Raw genomic sequence first — 21,910 nt, forward strand, 5'->3', positions numbered from 1 at the left:
GCCTTCCCGATGCTGGTCTTGCGACATCGCCTGCGGCACGGCAGCGGCGGTGCCGGCTACTCCCCGGGCGGTGAGGGGATCGAACGCGATCTCCAACTCTTGGAGGACTGCACTGTCTCCTTGCGGGCGGCCTGCTGCCGGTCGACGATGGCGAGGCCCTCCAGGGCGAGCCCGTAGCCGAGCATGTCGTGGAGCTGGCGCTTGAGCGCCATGGTCAGGCACATCCGGGTGTGGCGCAGGGTCATGGGCGTGGAGGCGGCGAGCTGCGCAGCCAGCGCCATCGCCCGGGGCAGCACCTCGCCCGGCGGCAGCACCTCGCCGACGACACCCAGCTCCAGGGCATCGTGCGCTGTGAGGGTCTGTCCGGTGAGCAGGAAGTAGCGGCCACGGTTGGGGCCGAGCAGCAGCGGCCACAGGACGTGGACGCCGTCGCCGGGGACGGTGCCCCGGAGGACGTGGGCCTTGTCCTGGAAGGTGGCGGTCTCCGAGGCCACCACGACGTCGGACAGCAGCGCGATCTCGGCGTGGAGGGTGGCAGGGCCGTTGACCGCGGCGATGACCGGCACCTCGATGTCCATCAGGTTGAAGATCAGGCGCCGGCCCTCGAACGACACCTTGTCCCAGTCGGCGGCGGTCTCGGTGCGCTTGGCGAAGTCGAACTCGGTGAGGAAGTCGGGCCCCGTCCCGGTGAGGACGACCACCCGGTTGTCGCGGTCGGCGGCGATGGCGGCGAAGGCGTCGCCCAGCTCGCGGTGGCTGCGCTCGCTCAACCTCAACGATCCGCCGTCGGTGTGGAACGTCACCAGGAGGACACCGTCGGGGGTGCGCTCCATCCGGATGTCGCCGAAGCGGTCGGCGTAGTCGGCGAGCTGGGTCATGCGGCCATCGCCGGCAGCCGGTCAGTCGAGAGCATCGTCTGCGGCCCAGTTGTGGAGGAACCGGCGGGCGGCGTCGGGCGGGGGCATGGCGACGCCGAGGAACGCTGCCACTGCGGGGACGTCGCCGAGGCTGCCGGATGCTGGCCACGTCGCGGGCTGCCACTGCTCGCTCACGACGCCGCGGAGCACCAGCTCGGCGACGGCTGGGGAGACCTGGGGCTCGACGGCCTGCATGGCGGCCACCCCGAGCGCCACGTCGTCACGCATGAGGGCCACCGCCGAGGCGAAGACCGCGGCCAGCGTCGCCGCCTCGCCCCGATCGAGCCCCGGCCGCGACGCCAGCCCCACCGTGGGGAACTCGACGTGGTCGCCCACGTAGAGGGCCGGCGGCAGCGCACCCGACGCCGTCGGTGAGAGCCCCTCCGGACCCAGCAGCGACACGTCGACCTCCCCCTCCTGCAGCAACCGCAGCCGGTCGGGCCGGTGCGCCACCTCGACGGGCTCGATGTCGGTGGCGATGTCGTGGCCGTGCCGCTGCAGCAGGAGGCGCAGGAACATGGTGGGCATGTCGCGCAGGCCGGGGATGGCGACCCGCCGGCCGAGCAGGTCGGCCACCGACGTCACGGGCACTGCCGAGCTGCCGACCAGCCACATGAGCGGCCGCACGGTGGCGACGAAGTCGACCCGCCAGCCCTCGTCGCCCCGCAGCCACTCGGCGACGACGCCGCCGACGGCCACGGTCGCCGCGGCCGGGTCGGCCGACGCCACCTTCCACTTGGGGCCGGTGCCGTCCGCGTGCTCGACCTCGAGCCCCGCGGCCACGTACAGCCCGGCCTGCTCGCACACCTCGTGGAGCAGCAACTCGTGGATGCTGATCGACCGGTAGATGAGGCGGATCACGCGGGGCCCCCGTCGACCTCGTCGAGCACCTCTTCACGGAACCGCTGGAGCGACTCGATCACCGCGGCCTCGGAGGCGCCGATGACCTGGAGGATCACCTCGTCGACCCCGGCCGAGTGGAACTCGGCGACCATCTCCCGCAGCCGGTCGGGGGTGCCCACGAAGTGCAGCACGTCGTCGGTGACGGCCCGGCCGCCCCGCCGCATCCCGGCCAGGGTGGGCTCCGCGGCAGCTTCAGCGACGCCCTGGTGGTCGGCGATCGACAGCCAGCGCACCACAGCCAGGTGGAAGTCGATGCCCGACCGCCCGTGGGGCTTGGCCAGGTCGGCCAGCTGCTCGCGCCGCTGGGCCACCCGGGCCGGGGCCAGGCGGGTGACCAGCGACCCGTCGGCGTGGCGGGCGACCCGCTCCAGCGCGGTCGGCGAGTCGCCGCCGACGAGGATCGGGGGCCCGCCGGGCTGCCGCGGCTTCGGGTAGATGGTGGTGTCGCCCACCTGGATGAACTCGCCGTCGTGTCGGAACGAGGGCTGCGACCACACGCCGCGCATGACCTCGATCCACTCGTCCATCACCCGCCCGCGGTGCCGGCGCAGCGACCGAGCGCCCACCGCGCCGAACTCGGCGTCGGCGAACCCGGTCCCGCCGACACCGACGCCCAGCATGAGGCGCCCGCCGCTGAGCTCGTCGAGGCTCGCCGCCTCCTTGGCCAGCACGACGGGGTTGCGCACCGGCAGCACGAGGATGCCGGTGCCCAGCCGCACGCGGCTGGTCATGCCGGCCAGGTACGACAGGGTGGCCATGGGGTCGTAGTGCTGGGGCTCCATCCCCTCCCGCCACAGGTCGAGCGACCCGACGGGGAGGTGGTGGGCGGCGTCCTCGGCCGTCCACGTGACGTGGTCGGACATCCAGACGGTGTCGTAGCCCCAGTCCTCGCAGGTGCGGGCGAACTCGCGGATGAACGCCGAGGACGCCAGGGGCCCGCTGGTGGGGAGGCTCGCTCCGATGCGCATCGACAGTCGACGATCAGCGATCAGCGATCAGCGATCAGCGGCCGAGGGCCACGCGACGCTCTTCGAAGATCTCGCGGATGCGCGGGTCCTCGTCGTCGTACTCGATCTGCCCGCCGCCCGAGCGCCGGTCGGTGATGACGCCCTCGTTGTGGTGGTTGAGCCGGTGCTTCCAGCTGCCCCAGCGCATGGCCAGGTACCGGGCCCGGGTCTCCCCGATGTTGAAGTGCTGGTGGTACCAGTTGCTGGGCGGGACGATGATGGCGTTCTCGCCCCAGGTGATGTCGAGCATGTCCTCGAGCGCGTCCTGCCACAGCAGCGTGTAGCCCTCGCCGCTGAGCATCACCACGTGGGCGCCGGGGCCGTGCCGGTGGGCCTTCTTGTACGAGCCCGGCGGGAACTCGGAGGTGTGGGCCACCACGGTGCCGTCGGCCAGCTCGAAGCACAGGTTGGTGCCCCCGGCCCCCCGCTGCTCAAGCAGCGGGAGCTCCAGGTTGCGCACGTCCTCGATGAGGTTGGTCTCCCAGATGGTGGCCCCGTCCTTGCGGGCCCAGAACGTGCCGTCGGGCGAGAAGAAGTCCTCGGCGCCGTCGAAGCGGTCGAACTCGGTGAACGGGTTCTGGAAGACGAACCTGTCGCTGTGGAACAGGTTCATCACCATCGGCGCGGAGTTCACGCAGTAGAAGAGCGCGTCCTCGACGGCGAGGTGGCGGTACTCGTGGTTGAGGGGCACGGCGAACACCGAGCCGCTCTTCCACCGGCAGGTCGTGATCGAGCCCGTGGGGGTCTTGACCTCGGTGAGGCCTTCACCCTGGACGACGTAGAGGAGCTCTTCGAACATCCTCTTCTGCCACGTGCACGACTCGCCGGCCGGCACCTTGAGGATGTAGGCGCCGTTGGTCTCCTCGGTCCCGTCGATCTGCAGGATCGCTCCCAGCGCACCCATCGACTCCCATGGCGCCAGCTCGACGGCCGTGAGGTCGGGGATGTGGAACCCCGTGACGATCGGGACGCCCTGGTCGTCGGCCCACTTCTCGTAGGCCGTGCGCTCGTCCCACGGGACGGGCTCGGCACTGGCGACGTTCTTGATGTCGAAGGGTTCCACCGGGTTTGGGTTCCTCTCTACAGATCTCTACAGATCGACGGGTCGTGAGGGTCGGTACCGAGGGCTACTCGGTGATCTGCGCCTTGAAGAGGTCGGCCTTGCCGTTGATGTCGAAGACCATGCCTTCGAGGTTCGGCGAGGACGGCCACGACTCGACGAGGATCGTCTCGGGCAGGTAGGGCAGGTCGGTCATGACGATCTCCTGCAGCTCCTGGTAGAGCTCCTGGCGCTCGTCCTCGTCGGTGAGGCCGCGGCCCTCGTCCATCATCTCGGTGACCTCGGGGTTGTCGTAGTAGGCGCCGTTGTTCCCGTTGGGCGGGGCCTGGCCGGGGTCGAGGATGCTGCGCAGGGTGCGGTCGATGGTCGACTCGGTGATGTTCCTGGTGGCCATCTCGAAGTCGCCGGTGAGCCGACGCTCGGAGAACTGGGCCGGGTCGACCGGGTCGAACTCGACGGTGATGCCGACCTCGGCGAGCATCTCCTGCTCGAGCAGGTCGCGGTCCTCGATGCCGTCGACGCCGCGCACGAGGCGCCGCACGGTGAAGCCGTCCGGGTAGCCGGCCTCGTCGAGCAGGTCCCTGGCCTTGTCGGGGTCGTACTCGTAGGCGGGGACGTCCTCGGTGTACTCGGGGAGGAACGTCGGCACGATGTTGACCGGTGCCTTCTCGCTGATGGGAGCGAACGTCTCGGAGATCGAGACGTGGTCGACGGCGTGGAGCATGGCCTGGCGGACCTTGACCTCGGCCAGGGCCGGGTTGGCCTTCGGGTTGAGCACCGTCACCAGGGTCGCCTCGCTGGGCGGGTGGTGGACGACGAAGCCGGCGTCCTCGAGCTCCTGCAGGCGGGGGTCGCCGTGGTAGTCGAGGATGATCTCCAGCTCACCGTTCTCGAGGGCGATCGAGGCCGACTCCTGGTCGATCTCGGTGAAGTCGATCTCGCTCAGCGTCGGCGTGCCCCGGAAGTGGTCGTCGAAGCGCTCGAGCACGATGCGGCTGCGCGACGGGTCGTTCGTGGCGAGGGCGTAGGGGCCGGTGCCGACGGGGTTGTTGGAGAAGTCGGCGCCGAGCTCTTCGACGGCCTTCTTCGAGACGACCTGGCCCTGGTGGAAGTTCATGACGTTGAACAGGAAGTTGCCGTCGGGGTTGGCCAGCGTGATCACGACCGTCTGCGGGTCGGGGGCCTCGAACGAGGCCACGTTCTCGAAGGCGGACGACCAGATCGACTCGTCGCCGGTGGCCCGCTCGTAGGAGAAGACGACGTCGTCGGCCGTCAGCTCGCCGTAGCCACCGTGGAACTGCACACCCGACTGCAGCGTGAAGGTCCACACCGTGGAGTCGTCGGAGACCTCCCACGATTCGGCCAGCTCGGGGACGAACTCCTCGGCCTCCGAGTCGTAGCTCACGAGGCCGTTGTAGAGGTTGGCCGCGATGTTCTCGGCGTCGCTGCCGTCGACGACGATCGGATCGAGCCCGGCCGGGGGGAAGGTGTGCAGCGCGACGCGGACGATCTGATCGGCCGTCGGCGTTCCTTCCGACTCCGTCGCCCCCGAGTCGTCTGCTTCTTCGTCGTCCCCACCGCACGCCGCTATGGAGATGAGGACCGAAGCACACATACCCAGGGAGGCGAGCCTCCGGATGTGTGGTGTTGTCCGCATTTTTGGCTGGACCTCCGTCCGCATGATTTGCCGTAAATTAACAATGGTTTGCCTTCTTGGCAAGGACTTTGCAGGAAGTGCAATTGCGTTGGAGACGCCCGGGCGCGCCGAACCACGCGCTCTGGGCGCGCAGGCTCGACCGCTCGGGGATGTAGCTCCGCCGGCTACGCCGTCTTGCTTCCCACCCACTGATCAGCGAAGTGACAGGCGACCAGGTGGCCGGTGGCCCGCTCGACGGTCGCGGGCCGGGTCTCACAGAGAGCGGTCGCGTGCGGGCACCGGGTCCGGAACGTGCACCCCGTCGGCGGGTCGAGCGGGCTCGGGAGGTCGCCTTCGGGCACCTTCCACGCGCGGCTCCGTTCGGCCACGGGATCGGGCTGCGGCACCGCGGAGAGCAGCGCCCGCGTGTAGGGGTGGAGAGGGTTCTCGAAGACCTGGTCGACGGGGCCCTCTTCGACGATCCGACCCAGGTGCATGACCGCCACCCGGTCCGCGATGTAGCGGACCGTGGCCATGTCGTGGGAGATGAACAGCAGGCCCAGCGACAGCTCCTGCTGGAGTTGCTTGAGCAGGTTGACCACCTGGGCCCGCACCGACAGGTCGAGCGCGGAGGTCGGCTCGTCGGCCACGAGCAGGTCGGGGTTGAGCGCCAGGGCCCGGGCGATGCCCACCCGCTGCCGCTGCCCGCCGCTCAGGGCCAGGGGGTAGAGGTAGCCGTGGCGCTCGTCGAGCCCGACGCGCCGGAGCAGCTCGTTGACCCGCCGCTCCCGCTCGTCGCGCTTCACGCCGGAGACCACGAGGGGCTCGGCGATCGAGTGGCGCACCCGCATGCGGGGATCGAGCGAGGCCAGCGGGTCCTGGAAGATGACCTGCACCCGACGGCGCTGGCGCCGTAACTCGTCCCGGCGAGCGGCGCGCAGGTCGCGCCCGTCGAGCTGCACCGACCCCGTCGTGGGGTCGTCGAGCATGGCGATGATCCGCCCGGTCGTCGTCTTGCCGCAACCGCTCTCGCCGACCAGGGCGAGCGTCTCGCCCCGCTCGATGGAGAAGCCGACGCCGTCGACCGCCTTGAGCTCGGCCTTGCCACCGCCCCCGCCGGCCGACCGTCGGACCCGCACGGGGAAGGTCCTGGTCAGGCCCTCGGCCATCAGCAGCGGGGCCGGCGTCGACGGCGGCGTCGGCGTGGTGCCGTTGCCGCCGCTCACGACACGGCCACCGCCGTCTCGGTGGTGGCCGCGTCGCCGGCCCGCCAGCACTCGGCCTGCTGGCCCGAGTCGAGAACGACCAGCGGCGGGGCCTCGGTGCGGCAGCGTTCGAGCGCCACCGGGCAGCGGGGCTCGAACGAGCAGCCGGGAGGCAGCGCCGTCGGATCGGGCGGCGTGCCCACGATCTGCGGGAGCAGCGCACCCGACGAGCGCAGGTCGGGCCGCGGGATCGAGGCCAGCAGCCCCTGCGTGTAGGGGTGCACGGGGCGCTGGAAGATCTGGTCGACCGGGCCTTCCTCGACGAAGCGCCCGGCGTACATGACGGCCACGCGGTGGGCGAAGCGGGCCACGATCCCCAGGTCGTGGGTGACCAGGATCATCGCCGTGTGGCGCTCCTCGGACAGCTCGGTGAGGAGCCGGATGATCTGGGCCTGCACGGTGACGTCGAGGGCGGTGGTGGGCTCGTCGGCCACGAGCAGCTCGGGGTCGCCGCTGAGCGCCATGGCGATGAGCACCCGCTGGCGCATGCCGCCGCTCAGCTCGTGGGGGAACGAGTCGAGCACGCGCTCGGCGGCGGGGATGCGCACCTCGGACAGCAGCTTCAGCGCCCGCTGGCGGGCCTCGGCCCGGGAGATGCCCAGGTGGCGGCGCAGCGGTGCCTCCAGCTGGCGACCCACCCGCAGCACGGGGTCGAGCGACGTCATCGGGTCCTGGAAGACCAGGCTGACCTGGCTGCCCCGCACGCCGTTCAGGCTGGACTCGGACATGTGGAGCATGTCGTTGCCGGCCACCTCGACCACCGAGGTGTCGCCGACGGTGGCCGACTTGGGCAGCAGGTTGAGCAGGGAGAGCGACAGCACGCTCTTGCCCGACCCGCTCTCGCCCACGATGGCCAGCCGCTCCCCGGGCCGCAGCTCGAGGTCGACGCCGTTGACGGCGCGCACGGCCCGCTCGCCCCTGCCGAACGACACGTGCAGGTCGCGGACCACGCCCACCGGGGCATCCGTGCTGTTCACTTGGCACCTCGATCGTGCTCGGTCGGATCGAGGACCTGGCGGGCGCCGTCGGCGATCAGGTGGAGGGCGATGGCGACCAGGATGAGCAGCAGTGCCGGCATCAGCGAGATCCACCAGGACTCTCGCAGGTAGGGCTCGCCGTCCTTGATGATGTTCCCCCACGACGGTGTGGGAGGGACGATGCCCAGGCCCATGAAGCTCATGGTCGCCTCGATGAGGATGGCGTTGGCCGTGTAGATGCTGGCCACGACCAGCATCGGCGACAGGGTGTTGGGCACGATGTGCCGCACGAGGATCCACCGCGTGGGGGCGGCGACCATGCGGGCCGCGTCCATGTAGGGATTGCTCTTGATGCCCAGCACCAGCGACCGCTGGAGGCGTATGGCCCGCGGGGTGAAGGCGATCGAGACGGCCAGGATCACCTGACCCACACCGGCGCCGAACATTGCCACCGCGGTGAGACCGATGAGCAGGCCGGGGAAGGCCAGCAGCACGTTGACCAGGCCGGAGATGGTGCTGTCGACCCACTTGCCGAAGTAGGCGGCGACCGTGCCCAGGACGATGCCGATCGACACCGAGGCGAAGGCGGCGGCCACGCCCACCACCAGCGAGATGCGCCCACCGGCCACGGTGCGGGCCAGCACGTCGCGGCCCAGGGCGTCGGTGCCGAACAGGTGGTCGAGCGACGGCGACAGGAACCGGGCCTGCAGGTTGCTGGCGTTGCTGTCGCCGAACGGGAGGAGGGGCTCGAACAGCGCCAGCAGGGCGATGGGGGCGAGCATGGCCAGGCCGAACTGCAGGCGGCGGGTGCGCAGCAGCCGGCGAGCCATGTCGAACCGGGGCGGCACCTCGACCGTGGCGGTGTCGGCCTGCCCGACGTCGAGCGGCGTCGCGGTCGCCGTCACAACTCCACCCGGGGGTCGGCCAGCCGGTAGAGCACGTCGGTGAGCAGGTTCACGAAGACGTAGAGCAGGGCGTAGACCAGCACCAGCGCCTGGATCACCGGGTAGTCGCGCCCGACGATGCCGTCGATCAGGGTGCTGCCCATGCCGGGCAGCGAGAAGATGACCTCGATCACGATCGTGCCGCCGAGCAGGCGGCCGAAGCTCAAGCCGACCATGGTGATGACCGGCAGCAGCGAGTTGCGCAGCCCGTGATGGGTCAGGGCCGAGACCGACGACTCGCCGAGGGCGCGGGCGGTGCGCACGTAGTCGTTGCCCAGGGAGTCGAGCGTGGAGGTGCGGGTGATGCGACCGATGGTCGCCACCTCGCCGATGGCCAGCACGCCCACGGGCATGGCCAGCCGCTCGACGACCCCGCCGACGTCGCCCCAGTCGATGACGCCGACCGCGGGGAACCACTCGAGGCGCAGCACGAAGAACAGCATGGCGATGAGGGCGACCACGAACGGCGGGGTGCCCTCCAGGACGATCGACGTGGAGGTGAGGGCGTGGTCGAGGCCGGCCCGACCCCGGGAGGCCAGGTGGGCGGCCACGGCGCCGATCGTGACTCCCAGGATCGTGCCCAGGATGAGCGCCGAGGTGGCGATGGCCACGGTGACCGGCAGGACGCTGGAGAGGATCTCGCTGACCGGCACCCGGTAGGCGATCGACTCGCCCAGGTCGCCCGTGAGCAGCGAGCCCATGTAGCTGAGCCAGGCCGACGGCAACGGCTCGCCCAGGTTGAGCTGGTCACGGAGCGCGTCCACCGACGCCTGCGTGGAGTTCTCGCCGAGGATGTACAGCGCGGGGTCGCCGGGCAGGAGGCGGACCACGAGGAAGGTCAGGGTGATGACGCCGAGCAGGGTCGGGACCAGGTGGTACAAGCGCCGCAGGACGTAGGATCCCCCCACTGCTGACCTCCCCTCAGATCTCGGTGTGACGTCGGTAACGTACCATCAAGTTTCACATTCATCCACTAGATTTCATTAGTTGCAACTCACGGAGTGTGGCTCACGCCTCCGCCATCTCCACGAGCTCCCAGTCGTCCTGCTCCGCCTCCGAGCCGTCGAGCGGGACGCCGCACCGGGGCACCGGCGTCCGCCGGGCCACCCGCACCACGGCGCGGACCGAACGGAGCACGCCGTCGTCCAGCGACCGGTGGTGGAGCCTGACCACCGCGTGGTCGTCGTCCCGGGAGAGCACCTCGCCCTCGCGGGGCGTCGAGAGCCACGCCCAGCCCCGCTCACGGAACAGGGCGGCGTCGACCACCTGCACCACGGGACCGTCGAGGCCCATGCAGCCGCGGTAGTGGGCGGCCGCCTCCTCGGGCGCGAGCGTCTGCGTGACGATGCCGGTGAAGACCCGGCGGTCGAGCCACGCCCACGCGGTGCCCGTCGGCAGGATCAGCGCCGTCGGCGCGAACCGGTGCCCGCCCGTGTGCGAGGTGCGCCGCAGCGACACGCCCGGCGGCAGACCCGACCTGGTCAGCTCGGTGTGGAGGGCCGTTCCCGAGGCGCCGCAACAGACGTCGCGCCGGCCGTGGGTGCACAGCAGCACCTCGATGCGGTCGGGGCCGGTCACGTCGGCGACGCGCCCGTGGAGCAGGTCGAGGCAGAGGTCGCCGACCTCGTCGGGGCGCACGTCGAAGCCGGCCCGCACGTAGCCGCCGAACAGGTCGGTGGTGCGCCGGTGGTAGGTGACGCGGACCTCGGTCCGGGCGGACGGCGGGGCGAGGACGAGCTGCACCCGGTGGGGCCGCCGCTCGGCCGCGGCCAGCTTCAGCGCGGGGCGCAGGTTGCGCAGCTCGTCGATCTCGGTGGCGTCGCCGGGCCAGGGCAGCGGGCGCTCGATGACGAACAGGCCCTGGAACGATCCCGCCGTCCCCGCCGGGGTCGAGCCGACCCGCTGCGCCGTCGGGGAGCAGCGGGACTCGGCCCGCCGGGTCGGCTGGCCCACGTCGACGGCGCCGTTGGAGGTCATGGCGTCGGCGCGTCGACGGCGAGGAAGCCGTCGATCGTCTCCCACACCCGTTTGGCGGCGTCGGCGTCGTGGTTCGGCCGGGAGGGATCGTGGGCGAAGCCGTGCGACGCGCCCTCCACCCGGTGGACGTCGACGCCGACCCGCTCGAGCTCGTCGAGGTGGGCCACCGGGACGAACTCGTCCTCGGTGCCGGCGATCGCCAGGATCGGGGTCGACGCCGCGGCCAGGACGGATTCCAGGGGGTCGCCCTTGCCGCCGCCCTTCCAGCGGTCGGGCACGTGGACCATGCCGTAGAGCGACACGACGCGGTCGAAGCGCCCGCCGGCCGAGCTGCGCAGGGCGAACATGCCGCCGATGCACACGCCCAGCAGGGCGACGGGCTCGACGTCGAGCAGGTCGGCCAGCAGCAGGGCGTCGGACAGGATGCGCTCCTCGCCCAGCTCACGTATGCCGATCGTGACCTTGTCGGGGAAGGCCATGTCCTCGAGGCCCGGGAAGGGCTCGAGGACGCCCACCGTGGCCGACAGGTCGGCGGCGAGGCGCTCGGCGATGCCCACGAAGACCGGGGACAGGCCGAACACGTCGGGGAGGACGACCACGCCTCGGCGGGGAGCACCTCCCCCGCCGACACCCTCGGCGGCGCCGCCGGACACGACCGTCGCGGGCGTGCCGGAGTCGAGCAGGATCCGCTCAGCAGGCATCAACGGGTCAGTCCGCCAGCGAGAGCACGTGGTCGGCGATGCCGTTCATCAGCACCAGCCAGACGCCGTGCGACTTGCGCGACGAGACGTAGGCCCGGTCGAGGTCCTGCTCGGTGGCGTACTTGCCGATGATCTCGAGCGTGTCGTGGGCGTGGTCCTGGTCGAGCTCGGAGTGCACGCCCCAGAAGGCGACGTCGTCGGACGAGAGGCCCAGGTTGGCCATCCAGCGCTTGGCCGAAAGGCCCGAGAGGTTGCCGGTCTCGGCCTGGTTCAGCGCCTCCAGCGAGCCCTTGGCGGCGAGACCCTCGATCCACGGCTGGGTGCGGGTGAGCGTCTCCCAGGCCAGGAACGCCGTCTGGGTCGACGGGATCGGCTCGGCGTTGGTGATCTCGTCCTCGGTCATGCCCAGGGCGACGCCCATGTCGACGAGCAGCTGGTAGTGCGAGGTCTCCTCGTTGGCCTCTTCCTCCCAGAGGTTCTCGGTCACGACGAACCGGCGCACCTCGAGGATGGGGCAGTTGCCCACGACGTTGGCCCAGCACTGGCGGCTGTGGCGCGGGAAGAGCCCGAACTGCTTGACGAACTCGATCGCCATCGGCTTGGTGATGTTCTCTTCGACCTCTGACCACCAGCGCAGCTGCTGGCTCGTCTCCATGGCCAGCTCGTTGATCCGCCGGTTGAACTCTTCGCTCTTCATGCCGTCCCCTTCTCGTCGCAGCTTCCGCAGGTTACAACGGGCGTTGCGTCTAGCGCAATTAGATTTCTCATAATGCAATTCATGGTGACCCGCCTACCTGGCGGGCGTAGTAGTTCCAGGCCCACCGCTCGCCCTTGGGCAGCACCGGCTGTGAGCGGGCGGAGACGAACGCCTCCATCTCCTCGGCGGGGAGCCGGCCCTCGTAGCCGGCACGGTGCAGGTCCCAGGTCATCTCGGCCAGGTGCTCCAGGCGCAGGGCGCGCAGAGTGGCCTGCTCGACGCTGGCCCCCACCACGGTGATGCCGTGGCCCCGCATGAGGCAGACCGGCGCCGCGCCCAGGGCCGCCACCAGGGCGGCGGCCGTCGGCTCGTCGCGGACCAGCACCGAGCTCTCGAACACGGGCACCCCGTCCTCGACGAGCAGGCTGGCGTGGTGGTCGTAGGCCCCGTAGACGGGCCGCAGCGGTACGCCGGCGATGCCGCACAGCACGCAGAACCGCGGATGGACGTGCACGACCGCGACCACGTCCTCGCGGGCACGCAGCACACCGGTGTGGATGGGCAGCTCGAGGGGGACGTCGGCGGCGTCGGGGTCGTCGACGGTGCCGGTGAACAGGTCGACCGTGCGGATGGCGTCGACGTCGGTGGCTTCGAGGCCGGCCTCCGACTCGGTGCGGCAGCGCACCAGGATCTCGCGGGGTCGGCCGGGGACGCGCACGCTGACGTGGCCGGTGATCTCGCGGGCCACGCCGGTGTGGCCGAGGATGCGGCAGGCCGTGGCCACCTTGTCCCGCAGCTCGGCGACGACCCGGTCGCTTCCGTCGCCGCCGCCGCTGACGCTCATGCCGGCTCGCTGCGTTCGAGGCCGAAGGCCCGCAGCACGGGCTCGTCGTCGTAGGTGAACAGCGACAGCGGGTCGCCGCCGTCGTTGCTGATCTCCAGCGGGCACCAGCTGGGAACGCAGAACACGTCGCCGAACGCCAACGGGAAGGTGGCCGGGCCGACGGCTGCCGTGCCCCGGCCTTCGGCGACGCAGAAGACCGCGCCACCGACCCGTCGCTGCGGCCCCCACCGGCCGCCGGCGGCGACCGTCACCACCTGGCACCTCGTGGTGGGCAGGACGTCGGCGCCCGTCGCCGGATGCGTGTAGGCGATCGCCGCCGCGCCCTCGTCGGAGGCCGCCGCGGCCGCGACTGCCGCCGAGTGCACGGGCGCCCACGGGTAGGTGAGCGCCGCCTCGCGGGCCGGGTCGTCACCGGGCTCCTGCAGGCCGGTCGGGTGCGGGTCGAAGAACCAGGCGTCGAGGGCCCGGGTGAGCGGCGAGTCGAGGGCGTCGAGCCACACCATCGGGTGCGCGGTGCCGTTGACGTGGTCGTGCCAGGCCCAGCTCGGGGTGAGCACCAGGTCGAAGGGCGAGAGGTGCACGGCCACGCCGTCGACCACGGTCAGGGCCCCTTCGCCCCGGAGGACGAAGCGCAGGGCCGCCGCTGTGTGCCGGTGGGCCCGCGCCGTCTCCCCGGGGAGGATGAGCTGGATGCCGGCGTAGAGGTTGCCGACCGCCCGCTTGTCGCCCTTGGTCGCCGGGTTGACCAGCATCAGGACCCGGCGCTCGGCCTCCTCGGCCGTGACCAGCTCACCGGCGCGGCGCAGCAGCGGCTCGACCTCCGACCACGCCCACCGGTGCGGCACCGTCACCGGTCGGGGGGCCCGGTTCCGGTCGAGCACCTCCCACAGGGGGGCCATCTCGGACCCGAGCAGCTCCTCGTAGAAGCCCCCGAGCCCTCCGTCGGACGTTCGGTCGGGCATGCGGTTCAGGACGCGGGCGGGGCCGGCGTCGCCGCGGCGGGGTCGACCGGGCGATCGGCGCGGACGAGCTCGAGCACCTCACGTCCCTGGGGGCGCTCGGTGAGGCCGACGGCCTGCGCGGCGGGCGAGTCGTAGAGGGCGTCGCGGGCCTCCAACGACTCCCAGTAGGTGAACCGGGTCATCTTCGTGGGGTCCTCGGGCGACCGGAACACGTAGGCGCCCAGCCATCCCGGGTGCTTGCTGGTCACCCCGATCACCTTGTCGATCTGCTCGTCGTTGAGGCCGACCTCGGCGTCGACGGTGAAGTTGGTGATGGACACGAACATGGGGCTCTCCTGATCAGCGGTTCTCGAAGGGGCGACGGCGCATCAGCCGAAGCGGGGCTTGTCGCGGAAGTCCTCGGCGAGGTCGCGCCAGCGCTCGCCGCGCGTGCGGGCCGAGGCGACGACGTCGTCGGGCAGCTCCCAGAAGGGCGGGCGCAGCGGGCCGGGGTCGCAGTAGCCGGCGGCCTGGACGGCGATCTTGAGCTGCAGCTCGCGGTAGCGGGGGTCGGTGCCCGGGGCGTCGCTGCCGAAGACCTCGGCGGCGATGGCCCGCGCCGCCGGCCAGTCGCCTGCCGCGCAGGCGTCGCGCAGCTGCAGGATCGGCCACGGGCCCATCCACACGTTGATCGACCAGCAGCCGTCGGCCCCGAGCAGGGCGTAGGGGAACAGCTGCGCCTGGTACACGTAGATCTGCAGCTGGTCGCCGACGCCGTCGACGAGCTTCGAGAAGGGCACGGTGTCGCGGTGGCTGTCCTTGATGGCCACGATGTTGGGCCGCTGCGCCAGCCGCACCACGGCGGGCACGGGCAGCGTGACGTGGTGCAACCCGGGGTTGTGGTAGAGCATGAACGCCAGGTCGGGGAAGCGCTCCGCGATCTCCTCGAAGAAGCGCACCGCGTTCTCGACGGTCTGGGGCATGTAGTAGGGCGCGCCGACGAAGGCGCCCGGCGCTCCCGCGTCGCGGATCATGCGCAGCCGCTCGAGGGTGGCCCGGGGGTTGGCCTCGGTGCAGCCGACGAACAGCGGCACCCGGCCGGCGACGGCCTCGACGGTGGCCGAGGTGAGCGTGGCCACCTCGGACGGCAGCAGGTTGTAGACCTCGCCGAAGCTGCCGGTGGTGGCGATGGCGTCGACGCCGTCGCCGATGATGCGGTCGACGCCGGCGCGCAGGCGGCCCACGTCGACGGTCTCGGTGGCGTCGAAGTCGGCGCCGTCGTCGGTGGTGAACGACGGCATCATGGCGATGACGCCGCGGAGGTCGGACGGTCGGAGGATGGTCATCGGTGGTTCGTTCCCCTCGGCCTTCACAGCCAGCGGTTCGGCGGGAGGATGCTCACGCTCTTGGTCTGGGTGTAACTGAGCAGCTCTTCGAGCGACTCCTCGCGGCCGAGGCCGCTCTGCTTGTAGCCACCGAACGGGAGCCCCTGGAAGTGCTCGCCAGAGCCGTTGACCCAGACGAAGCCGGCTTCGAGCCGGGGGATCAGGCGCATGGCCCGGGCCAGGTCGTTGGTGTAGAGGTTGGCGGTGAGGCCGTAGTCGACGTCGTTGGCCTTGGCGACGACGTCGTCCTCGTCGGTCCAGGTCATGATCGACATGACCGGCCCGAAGATCTCCTCCTGGGCGATGCGCATGTCGGGCTTCACGTCGACGAACACCGTCGGCTCGACGAAGAACCCCTTGGCGAAGACCTCGCCCTCGGGGTGCCCGCCGCCGGCGATCACCCGACCGCCCTCGCTGCGGCCCACCTCGATGTAGCGCAGCACCCGCTCGTACTGGGCCTGCGAGATCATGGCGCCCATCGTCGTGTCGGGCTGCGACGGGTCGCCCTGGCGGATGCGGCCGATCTGCTCCTGCACCCGCTCGCAGAACTCGTCGAACACCGTCTCGTGCACGAAGACCCGGCTGGCCGAGCCGCACGACTGGCCCTGCCAGCCGAAGTTCATGGCCTTCACCGCGCCGGCCGCGCTCTGCTCGACGTCGGCGTCGGGGAACACGATCAGCGGGTTCTTGCCGCCCAGCTCGAGGGAGACCTCGGCCAGCTGTTCGGCGCTGTCGCGCACGATCGACTTGCCGGTCTCCGGGCTGCCGGTGAGGCCGATGCGCTTGACCCGGCGGTCCCGCACCAGGGCGCGACCCATGGTCGCCCCCTCGCCGGTGACGATGTTGAGCACGCCGGGCGGGAAGATGTCCCGGGCCAGCTCACCGAGCCGCAGCCCGGTGACGGGCGCCTGGGGCGGCACCTTGAGCACCACCGTGTTGCCGGCCACCAGCGGGGCGGCGATGCGCGACCCGGCGAACATGATCGGGTGGTTGAAGGGCACGATGCGCACGACCACGCCGAACGGCTCGCGCACCGTGTAGTGGAAGCCCTCGACCGAGGCGGGCACGGTGGTGCCCTTGATCTCGGTGGCGAGGCCGGCGAAGAAGTCGAGGCGCCTCGCCGCCGCGGCGACGTCCTTGGCCATCGGGGTGATGGGGCTGCCGGTGTCGGCCGACTCGAGCCTGGCCAGCTCGTCGGTGGCGCCGCGCAGGGCGGTGGCCAACTGCCGCACCTTCTCGGCCCGGGCGATCGGGCCGATCGCCCGCCATCCCTCGTACGCGGCCTCGGCCGCGTCCACGGCCAGCCGGGCGTCGTCGGCGCCACCGTCGGGGACGACGGCGATCGCCTCACCGGTGGCGGGGTTGGTGCTCTCGACCGTCCGGCCCGAGGCGCTCGGCACGAGCTCCCCACCGATCAGCATGTCGTAGGTCTTCACCCGGCGACCGCTCGGCTGGCGGCAACGGCATCGAGCGCCGGGCGGATCTCTGCGTCGAAGAGGCTCAGCGACCGCCGGATGCGCTCCATGGGCATGTCGCCGAAGGCGAACGACCCGGCGAAGTAGTCGGCACCGGTCGCCTCGACGCTGCCCACGAGCACGTCACGGACGGTACCTGGGCTGCCACAGAACACGAGGCCCTCGGCCACGTAGGCGTCGAAGTCGGGTGTGCGGGGGAAGCGCTGGTTGTTGTGCTTGGCCCAGAGGTGGTCGAAGCTCTTGTAGAAGGCGGCGAAGGCCTCGCGCCCCTGGTCCATGGCCAGCTCGTCGGTGTCGGCCACGAAGATCTGGCGCATGAGGCCGAACTTGGGCCGGGCGACGTGGCCGTTGAGGCGACCGGCGACACCGGCGTTCTCGGCCTGGGCGGCGTCGAACGCCACCTTCTGGGCCGCGGTGTCCTCGACGGTCGGCGAGAGGAAGCCGAACCCGTAGACGGTGTGGAAGCCCTCCTTGGCCAGCCACGGCACCGAGCTCGGGCTGATCGTGGGGTACCACAGCGGCGGGTAGGGGTTCTGGAGGGGCCGGACGGGGACCAGCACGTCGTCGTAGGAGAAGAACTTCCCGTGGAAGTCGACCTTGCCGGTGGTGAGGCCCTGGATCAGCACGTCGAGGGCCTCGTCGAACACGGCCCGCGAGTCCTCGGCGGCGACGCCGAAGACGCCCAGCTCGTAGGGCGACGCTCCGCGGCCGACACCGACCTCCAGGCGACCACCGCTGAGGTGGTCGAGCATGCAGATCTCCTCGACCAGGCGGAGCGGGTCGTGCATGGGCAACAGGTAGACGAGAGGGCACAGGCGGATCGTGCTCGTACGCTGGGTCAGGGCCGACAGGAACGTGTTGGCGGAAGGCGCCACGCTGAGTGGCGTGCCGTGGTGCTCGGCCACCTGGTAGGCGTAGAAGCCCGCCTCCTCGACGAGCTCCACCAGCTCGAAGCGGCGGCGGTACTCCTCGCTCAGGTCGGCAGCTCCGCTGGCGTCGATCCAGTCGAAGAGACCGACGTCGAACCGCCTCTTCGTCTCTGGCATCTCGCTCATCCCCGCGCCTCCACATAGTGAAATCGAATTGCGCTGTTGGCAACTGTATGAGTGGCCGGAGCCGGCCGTCAAGGGCAGGACCTTGACGGTTCCGCGCCGCCACCGATAGTTTGCAGTAGATGAGATCGACTTGTGGATACTGAAAATGAGGCTGTGTCTCTACAACGGTCACCGAGTCGGTGTCGTCACGTCCGAGCACGGGCTCGTCGACGTGACGGCCGCTGTACCAGGGTGGAGTGACGACCCGCTGTCGGACTTCTTCGTGCGCCTCTGCCGGGACTTCGACTCGGCGAAGGCCCAGCTGGAGGCCGAAGCGCGCCGCGGCGAGGAGATCCCGCTGACGGCCGTCCGACTCGGCCCTCCCGTGCTCAACCCCTCCAAGGTGGTGGCCGTCGCCATGAACTACGCGGCGCACCGGGCCGAGATGGAGGGGCGCGCCGACCGCTCGAACCTCGGATGGCGGATGGAGTTCGACGTGTTCCTCAAGGCCCCCAGCTCGATCGTCGGCCCCGAGGACACCGTGGAGCTGCCCGACGTGGGCGACAACGAGATCCACCACGAGGGCGAGCTGGCCTTCGTCGTCGGCACCGGCGGCCGCGACATCGCCGCCGCCGATGCCCTCGACCACGTGGTCGGCTACACGACGATGATCGACATCACCGTGCGGGGCCCGGGCGACCGGTCGAGGCGCAAGTCGTACGACACCTTCAGTCCCACCGGCCCCCATCTGGTCACCGGCGACGAGATCGGCGACCCCCAGGCCCTCACCATCGACCTGTCCGTCGGCGGCGAGACCCGCCAGCACGTCGACACCAAGGACATGCTCGTGTCGGTGCGCGAGATCATCGCCTACGCCTCGTCGATCATGACGCTGGTGCCCGGCGACGTGTTCTGCACCGGAGCGCCTCCGGGCGTCGGGCCGATCGTTCCCGGCGACGTGATGCGCACCGAGATCGACCGGATCGGGGTCATGGAGATCCCGGTCGTCGCTCGGACCGCCGCCGGGCCCGACGGGGAAGCACTCCCGTGAGCAGCCGCGACCACGACCGCGACCGCCACGACCTGGGCTCCGATCGCCTCGTCACCCAGCTGGGCTACTTCGTGCTCAGCGTGTCGGACGAGGCCGAGTGGCTCACGTTCGCCACCGAGGTTCTGGGCATGGCCGTCGGCGGCCGGTCGGACAGCGGTGCCGTCGAGCTGCGGATGGACGACCACGCCTACCGCGTCGTGCTGGAGGCCACCGGTGACGACGACGTCGCCGCCGTGGGCTGGCAGGTGGCCACGCCGGCGCACCTCGACGAGCTCGAGAAGCGCCTCGGCGACGCCGGCATCGAGATCGAGCAGCGCGACGGCCCCCTGGCCGCCGAGCGGCGCGTCGGTGGCGTGCTGCGGTTCCGCGACCCCTCCGGCCTGGCCGTCGAGGCCTACTGGGGACCGGAGCTGATCGCGGGGCAGCCCTTCGTCCCCGGCCGCCCCATCAGCGGGTTCACGACGGGGACGCTCGGGGTGGGGCACGTGGTGCTGGCCGTCGACGACGTCGCCGCCACCGTCGCCTTCTACCGTCGCACGCTCGGGTTCGAGCTCACCGACTTCGGGAACGGGCCCTTCACCTTCCTGCGCTGCAACCCGCGGCACCACTCGATCGCCTTCGGGCCGGCCGGCAAGGTCGTGTCCGACAAGCGCCTCCTCCACTTCATGGTGGAGATGGACGAGGTCGACGACGTGGGCACCGCCCACGACCTCTGCCTGAGCCGGGGCATCCCCATCGCCATCTCGCTCGGGCGCCACACCAACGACCGCATGTTCTCGTTCTACGCACGGACGCCCTCGGGCTTCCGCTTCGAGTGCGGCCACGGCGGCCTGCTCGTCGGGGACGACTGGTTCGTCCCCCGCTACCGGGATCGCGAGGTCTGGGGCCATCGGCGCCTGGAGGAGACCCTGCGCCCGACGGACGAGGACGCGCCGACTGCCGGGGAGCCAACGCCATGACGGACAACGGGGACACCAGGGGCGCTGAGGGCAGGGGCGGCACCGGGGACGCGACCGCGACGGGGCCCCTCGCCGGCCTCAAGGTGCTCGAGCTGGGCTCGCTGATCGCCGGGCCGTTCTGCGGGCGACTGCTCGCCGACTTCGGCGCCACCGTCGTCAAGATCGAGCCACCCGAGGGCGACGCGCTGCGCACGTGGAGCCTGGTCACCGAGCACGGGTCGCTGTGGTCGATGGTGCAGAGCCGCAACAAGCAGTCGATCACCGCCGACCTGCGCACCGACGAGGGCCGGGCCCTGGTCAAGGCCATGGCCGCCGACTGCGACGTGCTCATCGAGAACTTCCGGCCCGGCCGGATGGAGCAGTGGGGACTCGGCTACGACGACCTCCAGGAGGCCAACCCCGGGCTGATCATGGTCCGCATCTCCGGCTTCGGGCAGACCGGCCCCTCCCGGGACAAGCCGGGGTTCGGCAACATCGCCGAGGCCATGGGCGGCATCCGCTTCGTGACCGGGTGGCCCGACCGGCCGCCGGTGCGCATCGGGCTCAGCCTGGCCGACAGCATCGCCGCCCTCTACGGCACCATCGGCACGCTCATGGCCCTGCACGAGCGGCGGGCCAGCGGCCTCGGCCAGGTGGTCGACGTGGCCCTCACCGAGGGCGTGTTCTCGCTGCTCGAGGCCATCCTCCCCGAGTACGGCTTCGACGGCCGCACGCGGCAGCGCACGGGCAACACCCTCAACGGGGCGGCGCCGTCGAACGTGTACATCACCGCCGACGACGGCCACCTGGCCATCGGGGCCAACGGCGACAGCATCTTCCGCCGGCTGGCCGTCGCCATGGAGCGGCCCGAGCTGGCCGACGACGTGCGGTTCTGCTCCAACCAGGCGCGGCGCGACAACGTGCGCGAGCTGGACGAGCTCATCGCCACCTGGGTGCGGGGCCTGCCGCTGGCGTCGGCAAAGGCCGCGCTGGACGGCGTCGACGTGCCCGCAGGGCCCGTCTACTCCATCGCCGACATCGTGTCCGACCTCCAGTACCAGGCCCGGGACATGATCGTGGAAGTGCCCGACGAGAGGATGGGCACCATCCTCATGCCGGGCATCGTCCCCCGGCTCGACCGGACGCCGGGCTCGATCCGCTGGGCCGGTCCCGAGCTCGGCCGCCACAACGACGAGATCAAGGGCCAGCTCGACCTGCTCACCGGGGCCGAGGAGACGCCCACGTGAGCGACGGGCCGGTGGAGCCCGCGGCTCCGGGACGGAGCGCGCTCGCCGCCCACCGATCGGGCGACAGGGCCTGGTGGGAGACGGCCATCACCGACGTCTCCAACGGCCGGATCGTGACCCGGGGTCGACCCATCGAGGACCTGATCGGCACCACCTCGTTCGCGCAGCACCTGGTGCTGCTCTTCTCGGGGCGGATGATCTCGCCCCCGGCCGCCGCCCTGCTGGAGGCGGTGATGGTGGCCGGCGCCGACCACGGCCCCCGGGCGCCGTCGATCGCCGCGGCCCGCATGGCGGCCACCTGCGGGGTCAGCTTCAACTCGTCGGTGGCGACGGGCATCAACCTCCTCGGCGAGATCCACGGTGGCGCGGCGGGCAACGCCATGCGCGCCCTGCTGGCGGTCGAGGAGCGGGCGTCGTCGGCCCTCGGCGACGGTCCTGACGGCGCCGACGGCCAGCGCTCCGACCGCGACGGCGGGCCCGGGCCCGGCCTCGACGCGGCCGCGCTGGCGTACGTGCGGGACTCCCGAGACCGGGGGGAGGCGGTGGCCGGGTTCGGGCACCAGCTCCACGACCTCGACCCGCGCCGGGCTCCCCTGCTGGCGCTGTGCGAGGCAGCGGCGGCCGACGGCACGATCGACGGGCGCTACGTCGAGGTGGCCATGGCTGTCGAGCGGGCGCTCGACGAGGTCGTCGGCCGCCCGGTCACGATCAACATCGACGGCCTGTGGGCCATCGTCTGCTGCGAGCTCGACCTTCCACCCGACTTCGCCATGGGAGCGTTCTGCCTCAGCCGGGGTGCGGGCATCGTGGCCCACGCCTACGAGGAAGCTTCGACCGGCGTGAAGATCAAGGGCCCGTGCCCGCCCGGCGACGACCTCGTCCGCTACATCGGCGAGTGACCCGCCGCGAGA

22 protein-coding genes are annotated in these 21,910 nt (G+C 71.2%); 4 read left to right on the forward strand and 18 right to left on the reverse strand.

The features are described 5' to 3' along the window. Positions 1 to 56: 56 nt before the first annotated feature. The 18 genes from VK611_10035 to VK611_10120 all read right to left on the reverse strand — a co-directional run bounded on the left by VK611_10035 (position 57) and on the right by VK611_10120 (position 17,775). On the reverse strand, positions 57 to 878 hold the full coding sequence (locus VK611_10035; GenBank protein HMG41659.1) for an enoyl-CoA hydratase/isomerase family protein: 822 nt from the start codon (positions 876 to 878) through the stop codon (positions 57 to 59). A 21-nt stretch (positions 879 to 899) separates the two neighbouring features. Continuing rightward, on the reverse strand, positions 900 to 1,778 hold the full coding sequence (locus tag VK611_10040; protein ID HMG41660.1) for an ABC transporter substrate-binding protein: 879 nt from the start codon (positions 1,776 to 1,778) through the stop codon (positions 900 to 902). Further along, positions 1,775 to 2,788 carry a TIGR03619 family F420-dependent LLM class oxidoreductase gene (locus tag VK611_10045; GenBank protein HMG41661.1) on the reverse strand — a complete coding sequence of 338 codons (1,014 nt, stop codon included), beginning with the start codon at positions 2,786 to 2,788 and terminating at the stop codon, positions 1,775 to 1,777. The genes VK611_10040 and VK611_10045 overlap by 4 nt, the downstream gene beginning before the upstream one ends. 34 nt (positions 2,789 to 2,822) lie before the next feature. After that, on the reverse strand, positions 2,823 to 3,890 hold the full coding sequence (locus VK611_10050) for a hypothetical protein (protein ID HMG41662.1): 1,068 nt from the start codon (positions 3,888 to 3,890) through the stop codon (positions 2,823 to 2,825). A 64-nt stretch (positions 3,891 to 3,954) separates the two neighbouring features. Continuing rightward, complete coding sequence (locus VK611_10055) at positions 3,955 to 5,502, reverse strand: ABC transporter substrate-binding protein (protein HMG41663.1); 1,548 nt, start codon at positions 5,500 to 5,502, stop codon at positions 3,955 to 3,957. Between the two features lie 206 nt (positions 5,503 to 5,708). Beyond that, positions 5,709 to 6,749, reverse strand: coding sequence for an ABC transporter ATP-binding protein (locus VK611_10060; protein HMG41664.1), 1,041 nt, complete (start codon positions 6,747 to 6,749; stop codon positions 5,709 to 5,711). Next, a complete protein-coding gene (locus VK611_10065) occupies positions 6,746 to 7,765 on the reverse strand; it encodes an ABC transporter ATP-binding protein (GenBank protein HMG41665.1) in 1,020 nt (339 codons plus the stop codon). Before VK611_10065 ends, VK611_10060 begins: the two co-directional genes overlap by 4 nt. Continuing rightward, entirely contained in the window at positions 7,762 to 8,670 is a 909-nt protein-coding gene (locus VK611_10070; protein HMG41666.1) for an ABC transporter permease, read from the reverse strand. Before VK611_10070 ends, VK611_10065 begins: the two co-directional genes overlap by 4 nt. Next, positions 8,667 to 9,617 carry an ABC transporter permease gene (locus tag VK611_10075; protein HMG41667.1) on the reverse strand — a complete coding sequence of 317 codons (951 nt, stop codon included), beginning with the start codon at positions 9,615 to 9,617 and terminating at the stop codon, positions 8,667 to 8,669. Before VK611_10075 ends, VK611_10070 begins: the two co-directional genes overlap by 4 nt. A gap of 100 nt (positions 9,618 to 9,717) precedes the next feature. Then, positions 9,718 to 10,686, reverse strand: coding sequence for a sucrase ferredoxin (locus VK611_10080; protein HMG41668.1), 969 nt, complete (start codon positions 10,684 to 10,686; stop codon positions 9,718 to 9,720). Next, positions 10,683 to 11,387, reverse strand: a complete 705-nt coding sequence (locus tag VK611_10085; protein HMG41669.1) for a dienelactone hydrolase family protein — start codon at positions 11,385 to 11,387, stop codon at positions 10,683 to 10,685. The genes VK611_10080 and VK611_10085 overlap by 4 nt, the downstream gene beginning before the upstream one ends. A 7-nt stretch (positions 11,388 to 11,394) precedes the next feature. Beyond that, complete coding sequence (locus tag VK611_10090) at positions 11,395 to 12,084, reverse strand: iron-containing redox enzyme family protein (GenBank protein ID HMG41670.1); 690 nt, start codon at positions 12,082 to 12,084, stop codon at positions 11,395 to 11,397. Positions 12,085 to 12,163: 79 nt separating this feature from the next. Continuing rightward, positions 12,164 to 12,928 carry a class II aldolase/adducin family protein gene (locus tag VK611_10095; GenBank protein ID HMG41671.1) on the reverse strand — a complete coding sequence of 255 codons (765 nt, stop codon included), beginning with the start codon at positions 12,926 to 12,928 and terminating at the stop codon, positions 12,164 to 12,166. Then, positions 12,925 to 13,890 (reverse strand): cupin domain-containing protein, encoded by a 966-nt coding sequence (locus VK611_10100; protein ID HMG41672.1) that lies wholly within the window; start codon positions 13,888 to 13,890, stop codon positions 12,925 to 12,927. Before VK611_10100 ends, VK611_10095 begins: the two co-directional genes overlap by 4 nt. A gap of 5 nt (positions 13,891 to 13,895) precedes the next feature. After that, complete coding sequence (locus VK611_10105; GenBank protein HMG41673.1) at positions 13,896 to 14,216, reverse strand: antibiotic biosynthesis monooxygenase; 321 nt, start codon at positions 14,214 to 14,216, stop codon at positions 13,896 to 13,898. A 42-nt stretch (positions 14,217 to 14,258) separates the two neighbouring features. Further along, entirely contained in the window at positions 14,259 to 15,215 is a 957-nt protein-coding gene (locus VK611_10110) for a dihydrodipicolinate synthase family protein (protein ID HMG41674.1), read from the reverse strand. Positions 15,216 to 15,238: 23 nt separating this feature from the next. Then, positions 15,239 to 16,690, reverse strand: coding sequence for an aldehyde dehydrogenase family protein (locus VK611_10115; GenBank protein HMG41675.1), 1,452 nt, complete (start codon positions 16,688 to 16,690; stop codon positions 15,239 to 15,241). After that, positions 16,687 to 17,775, reverse strand: coding sequence for an LLM class flavin-dependent oxidoreductase (locus VK611_10120; GenBank protein ID HMG41676.1), 1,089 nt, complete (start codon positions 17,773 to 17,775; stop codon positions 16,687 to 16,689). Before VK611_10120 ends, VK611_10115 begins: the two co-directional genes overlap by 4 nt. Positions 17,776 to 17,929: 154 nt before the next feature. On the opposite strand from VK611_10120, the gene VK611_10125 reads away from it, so the two are divergent. From VK611_10125 to VK611_10140, 4 genes are read left to right on the forward strand one after another with little or no spacing between them, the layout of a single operon-like run. Next, the gene (locus VK611_10125) at positions 17,930 to 18,814 is read left to right on the forward strand and encodes a fumarylacetoacetate hydrolase family protein (GenBank protein ID HMG41677.1); all 885 of its coding nucleotides are present in this window, start codon (positions 17,930 to 17,932) and stop codon (positions 18,812 to 18,814) included. Next, on the forward strand, positions 18,811 to 19,773 hold the full coding sequence (locus VK611_10130) for a VOC family protein (GenBank protein ID HMG41678.1): 963 nt from the start codon (positions 18,811 to 18,813) through the stop codon (positions 19,771 to 19,773). The genes VK611_10125 and VK611_10130 overlap by 4 nt, the downstream gene beginning before the upstream one ends. After that, entirely contained in the window at positions 19,770 to 20,999 is a 1,230-nt protein-coding gene (locus VK611_10135; protein HMG41679.1) for a CoA transferase, read from the forward strand. Before VK611_10130 ends, VK611_10135 begins: the two co-directional genes overlap by 4 nt. After that, positions 20,996 to 21,898, forward strand: coding sequence for a citryl-CoA lyase (locus VK611_10140; GenBank protein ID HMG41680.1), 903 nt, complete (start codon positions 20,996 to 20,998; stop codon positions 21,896 to 21,898). The genes VK611_10135 and VK611_10140 overlap by 4 nt, the downstream gene beginning before the upstream one ends. Positions 21,899 to 21,910 lie beyond the last annotated feature (12 nt).

The organism is Acidimicrobiales bacterium, from assembly GCA_035316325.1.
Lineage (GTDB): Bacteria > Actinomycetota > Acidimicrobiia > Acidimicrobiales > VFJN01 > DASXTK01.

Excerpts from the sequence above, each read along its gene's own strand:
- VK611_10125 (HMG41677.1), top strand. The coding sequence starts at position 17,930 with ATGAGGCTGTGTCTCTACAACGGTCACCGAGTCGGTGTCGTCACGTCC.
- VK611_10035 (HMG41659.1), bottom strand. The coding sequence starts at position 878 with ATGACCCAGCTCGCCGACTACGCCGACCGCTTCGGCGACATCCGGATG.
- VK611_10135 (HMG41679.1), top strand. The coding sequence starts at position 19,770 with ATGACGGACAACGGGGACACCAGGGGCGCTGAGGGCAGGGGCGGCACC.
- VK611_10085 (HMG41669.1), bottom strand. The coding sequence starts at position 11,387 with ATGCCTGCTGAGCGGATCCTGCTCGACTCCGGCACGCCCGCGACGGTC.
- VK611_10080 (HMG41668.1), bottom strand. The coding sequence starts at position 10,686 with ATGACCTCCAACGGCGCCGTCGACGTGGGCCAGCCGACCCGGCGGGCC.
- VK611_10090 (HMG41670.1), bottom strand. The coding sequence starts at position 12,084 with ATGAAGAGCGAAGAGTTCAACCGGCGGATCAACGAGCTGGCCATGGAG.
- VK611_10055 (HMG41663.1), bottom strand. The coding sequence starts at position 5,502 with ATGTGTGCTTCGGTCCTCATCTCCATAGCGGCGTGCGGTGGGGACGAC.
- VK611_10105 (HMG41673.1), bottom strand. The coding sequence starts at position 14,216 with ATGTTCGTGTCCATCACCAACTTCACCGTCGACGCCGAGGTCGGCCTC.
- VK611_10100 (HMG41672.1), bottom strand. The coding sequence starts at position 13,890 with ATGCCCGACCGAACGTCCGACGGAGGGCTCGGGGGCTTCTACGAGGAG.
- VK611_10110 (HMG41674.1), bottom strand. The coding sequence starts at position 15,215 with ATGACCATCCTCCGACCGTCCGACCTCCGCGGCGTCATCGCCATGATG.
- VK611_10120 (HMG41676.1), bottom strand. The coding sequence starts at position 17,775 with ATGCCAGAGACGAAGAGGCGGTTCGACGTCGGTCTCTTCGACTGGATC.
- VK611_10095 (HMG41671.1), bottom strand. The coding sequence starts at position 12,928 with ATGAGCGTCAGCGGCGGCGGCGACGGAAGCGACCGGGTCGTCGCCGAG.
- VK611_10045 (HMG41661.1), bottom strand. The coding sequence starts at position 2,788 with ATGCGCATCGGAGCGAGCCTCCCCACCAGCGGGCCCCTGGCGTCCTCG.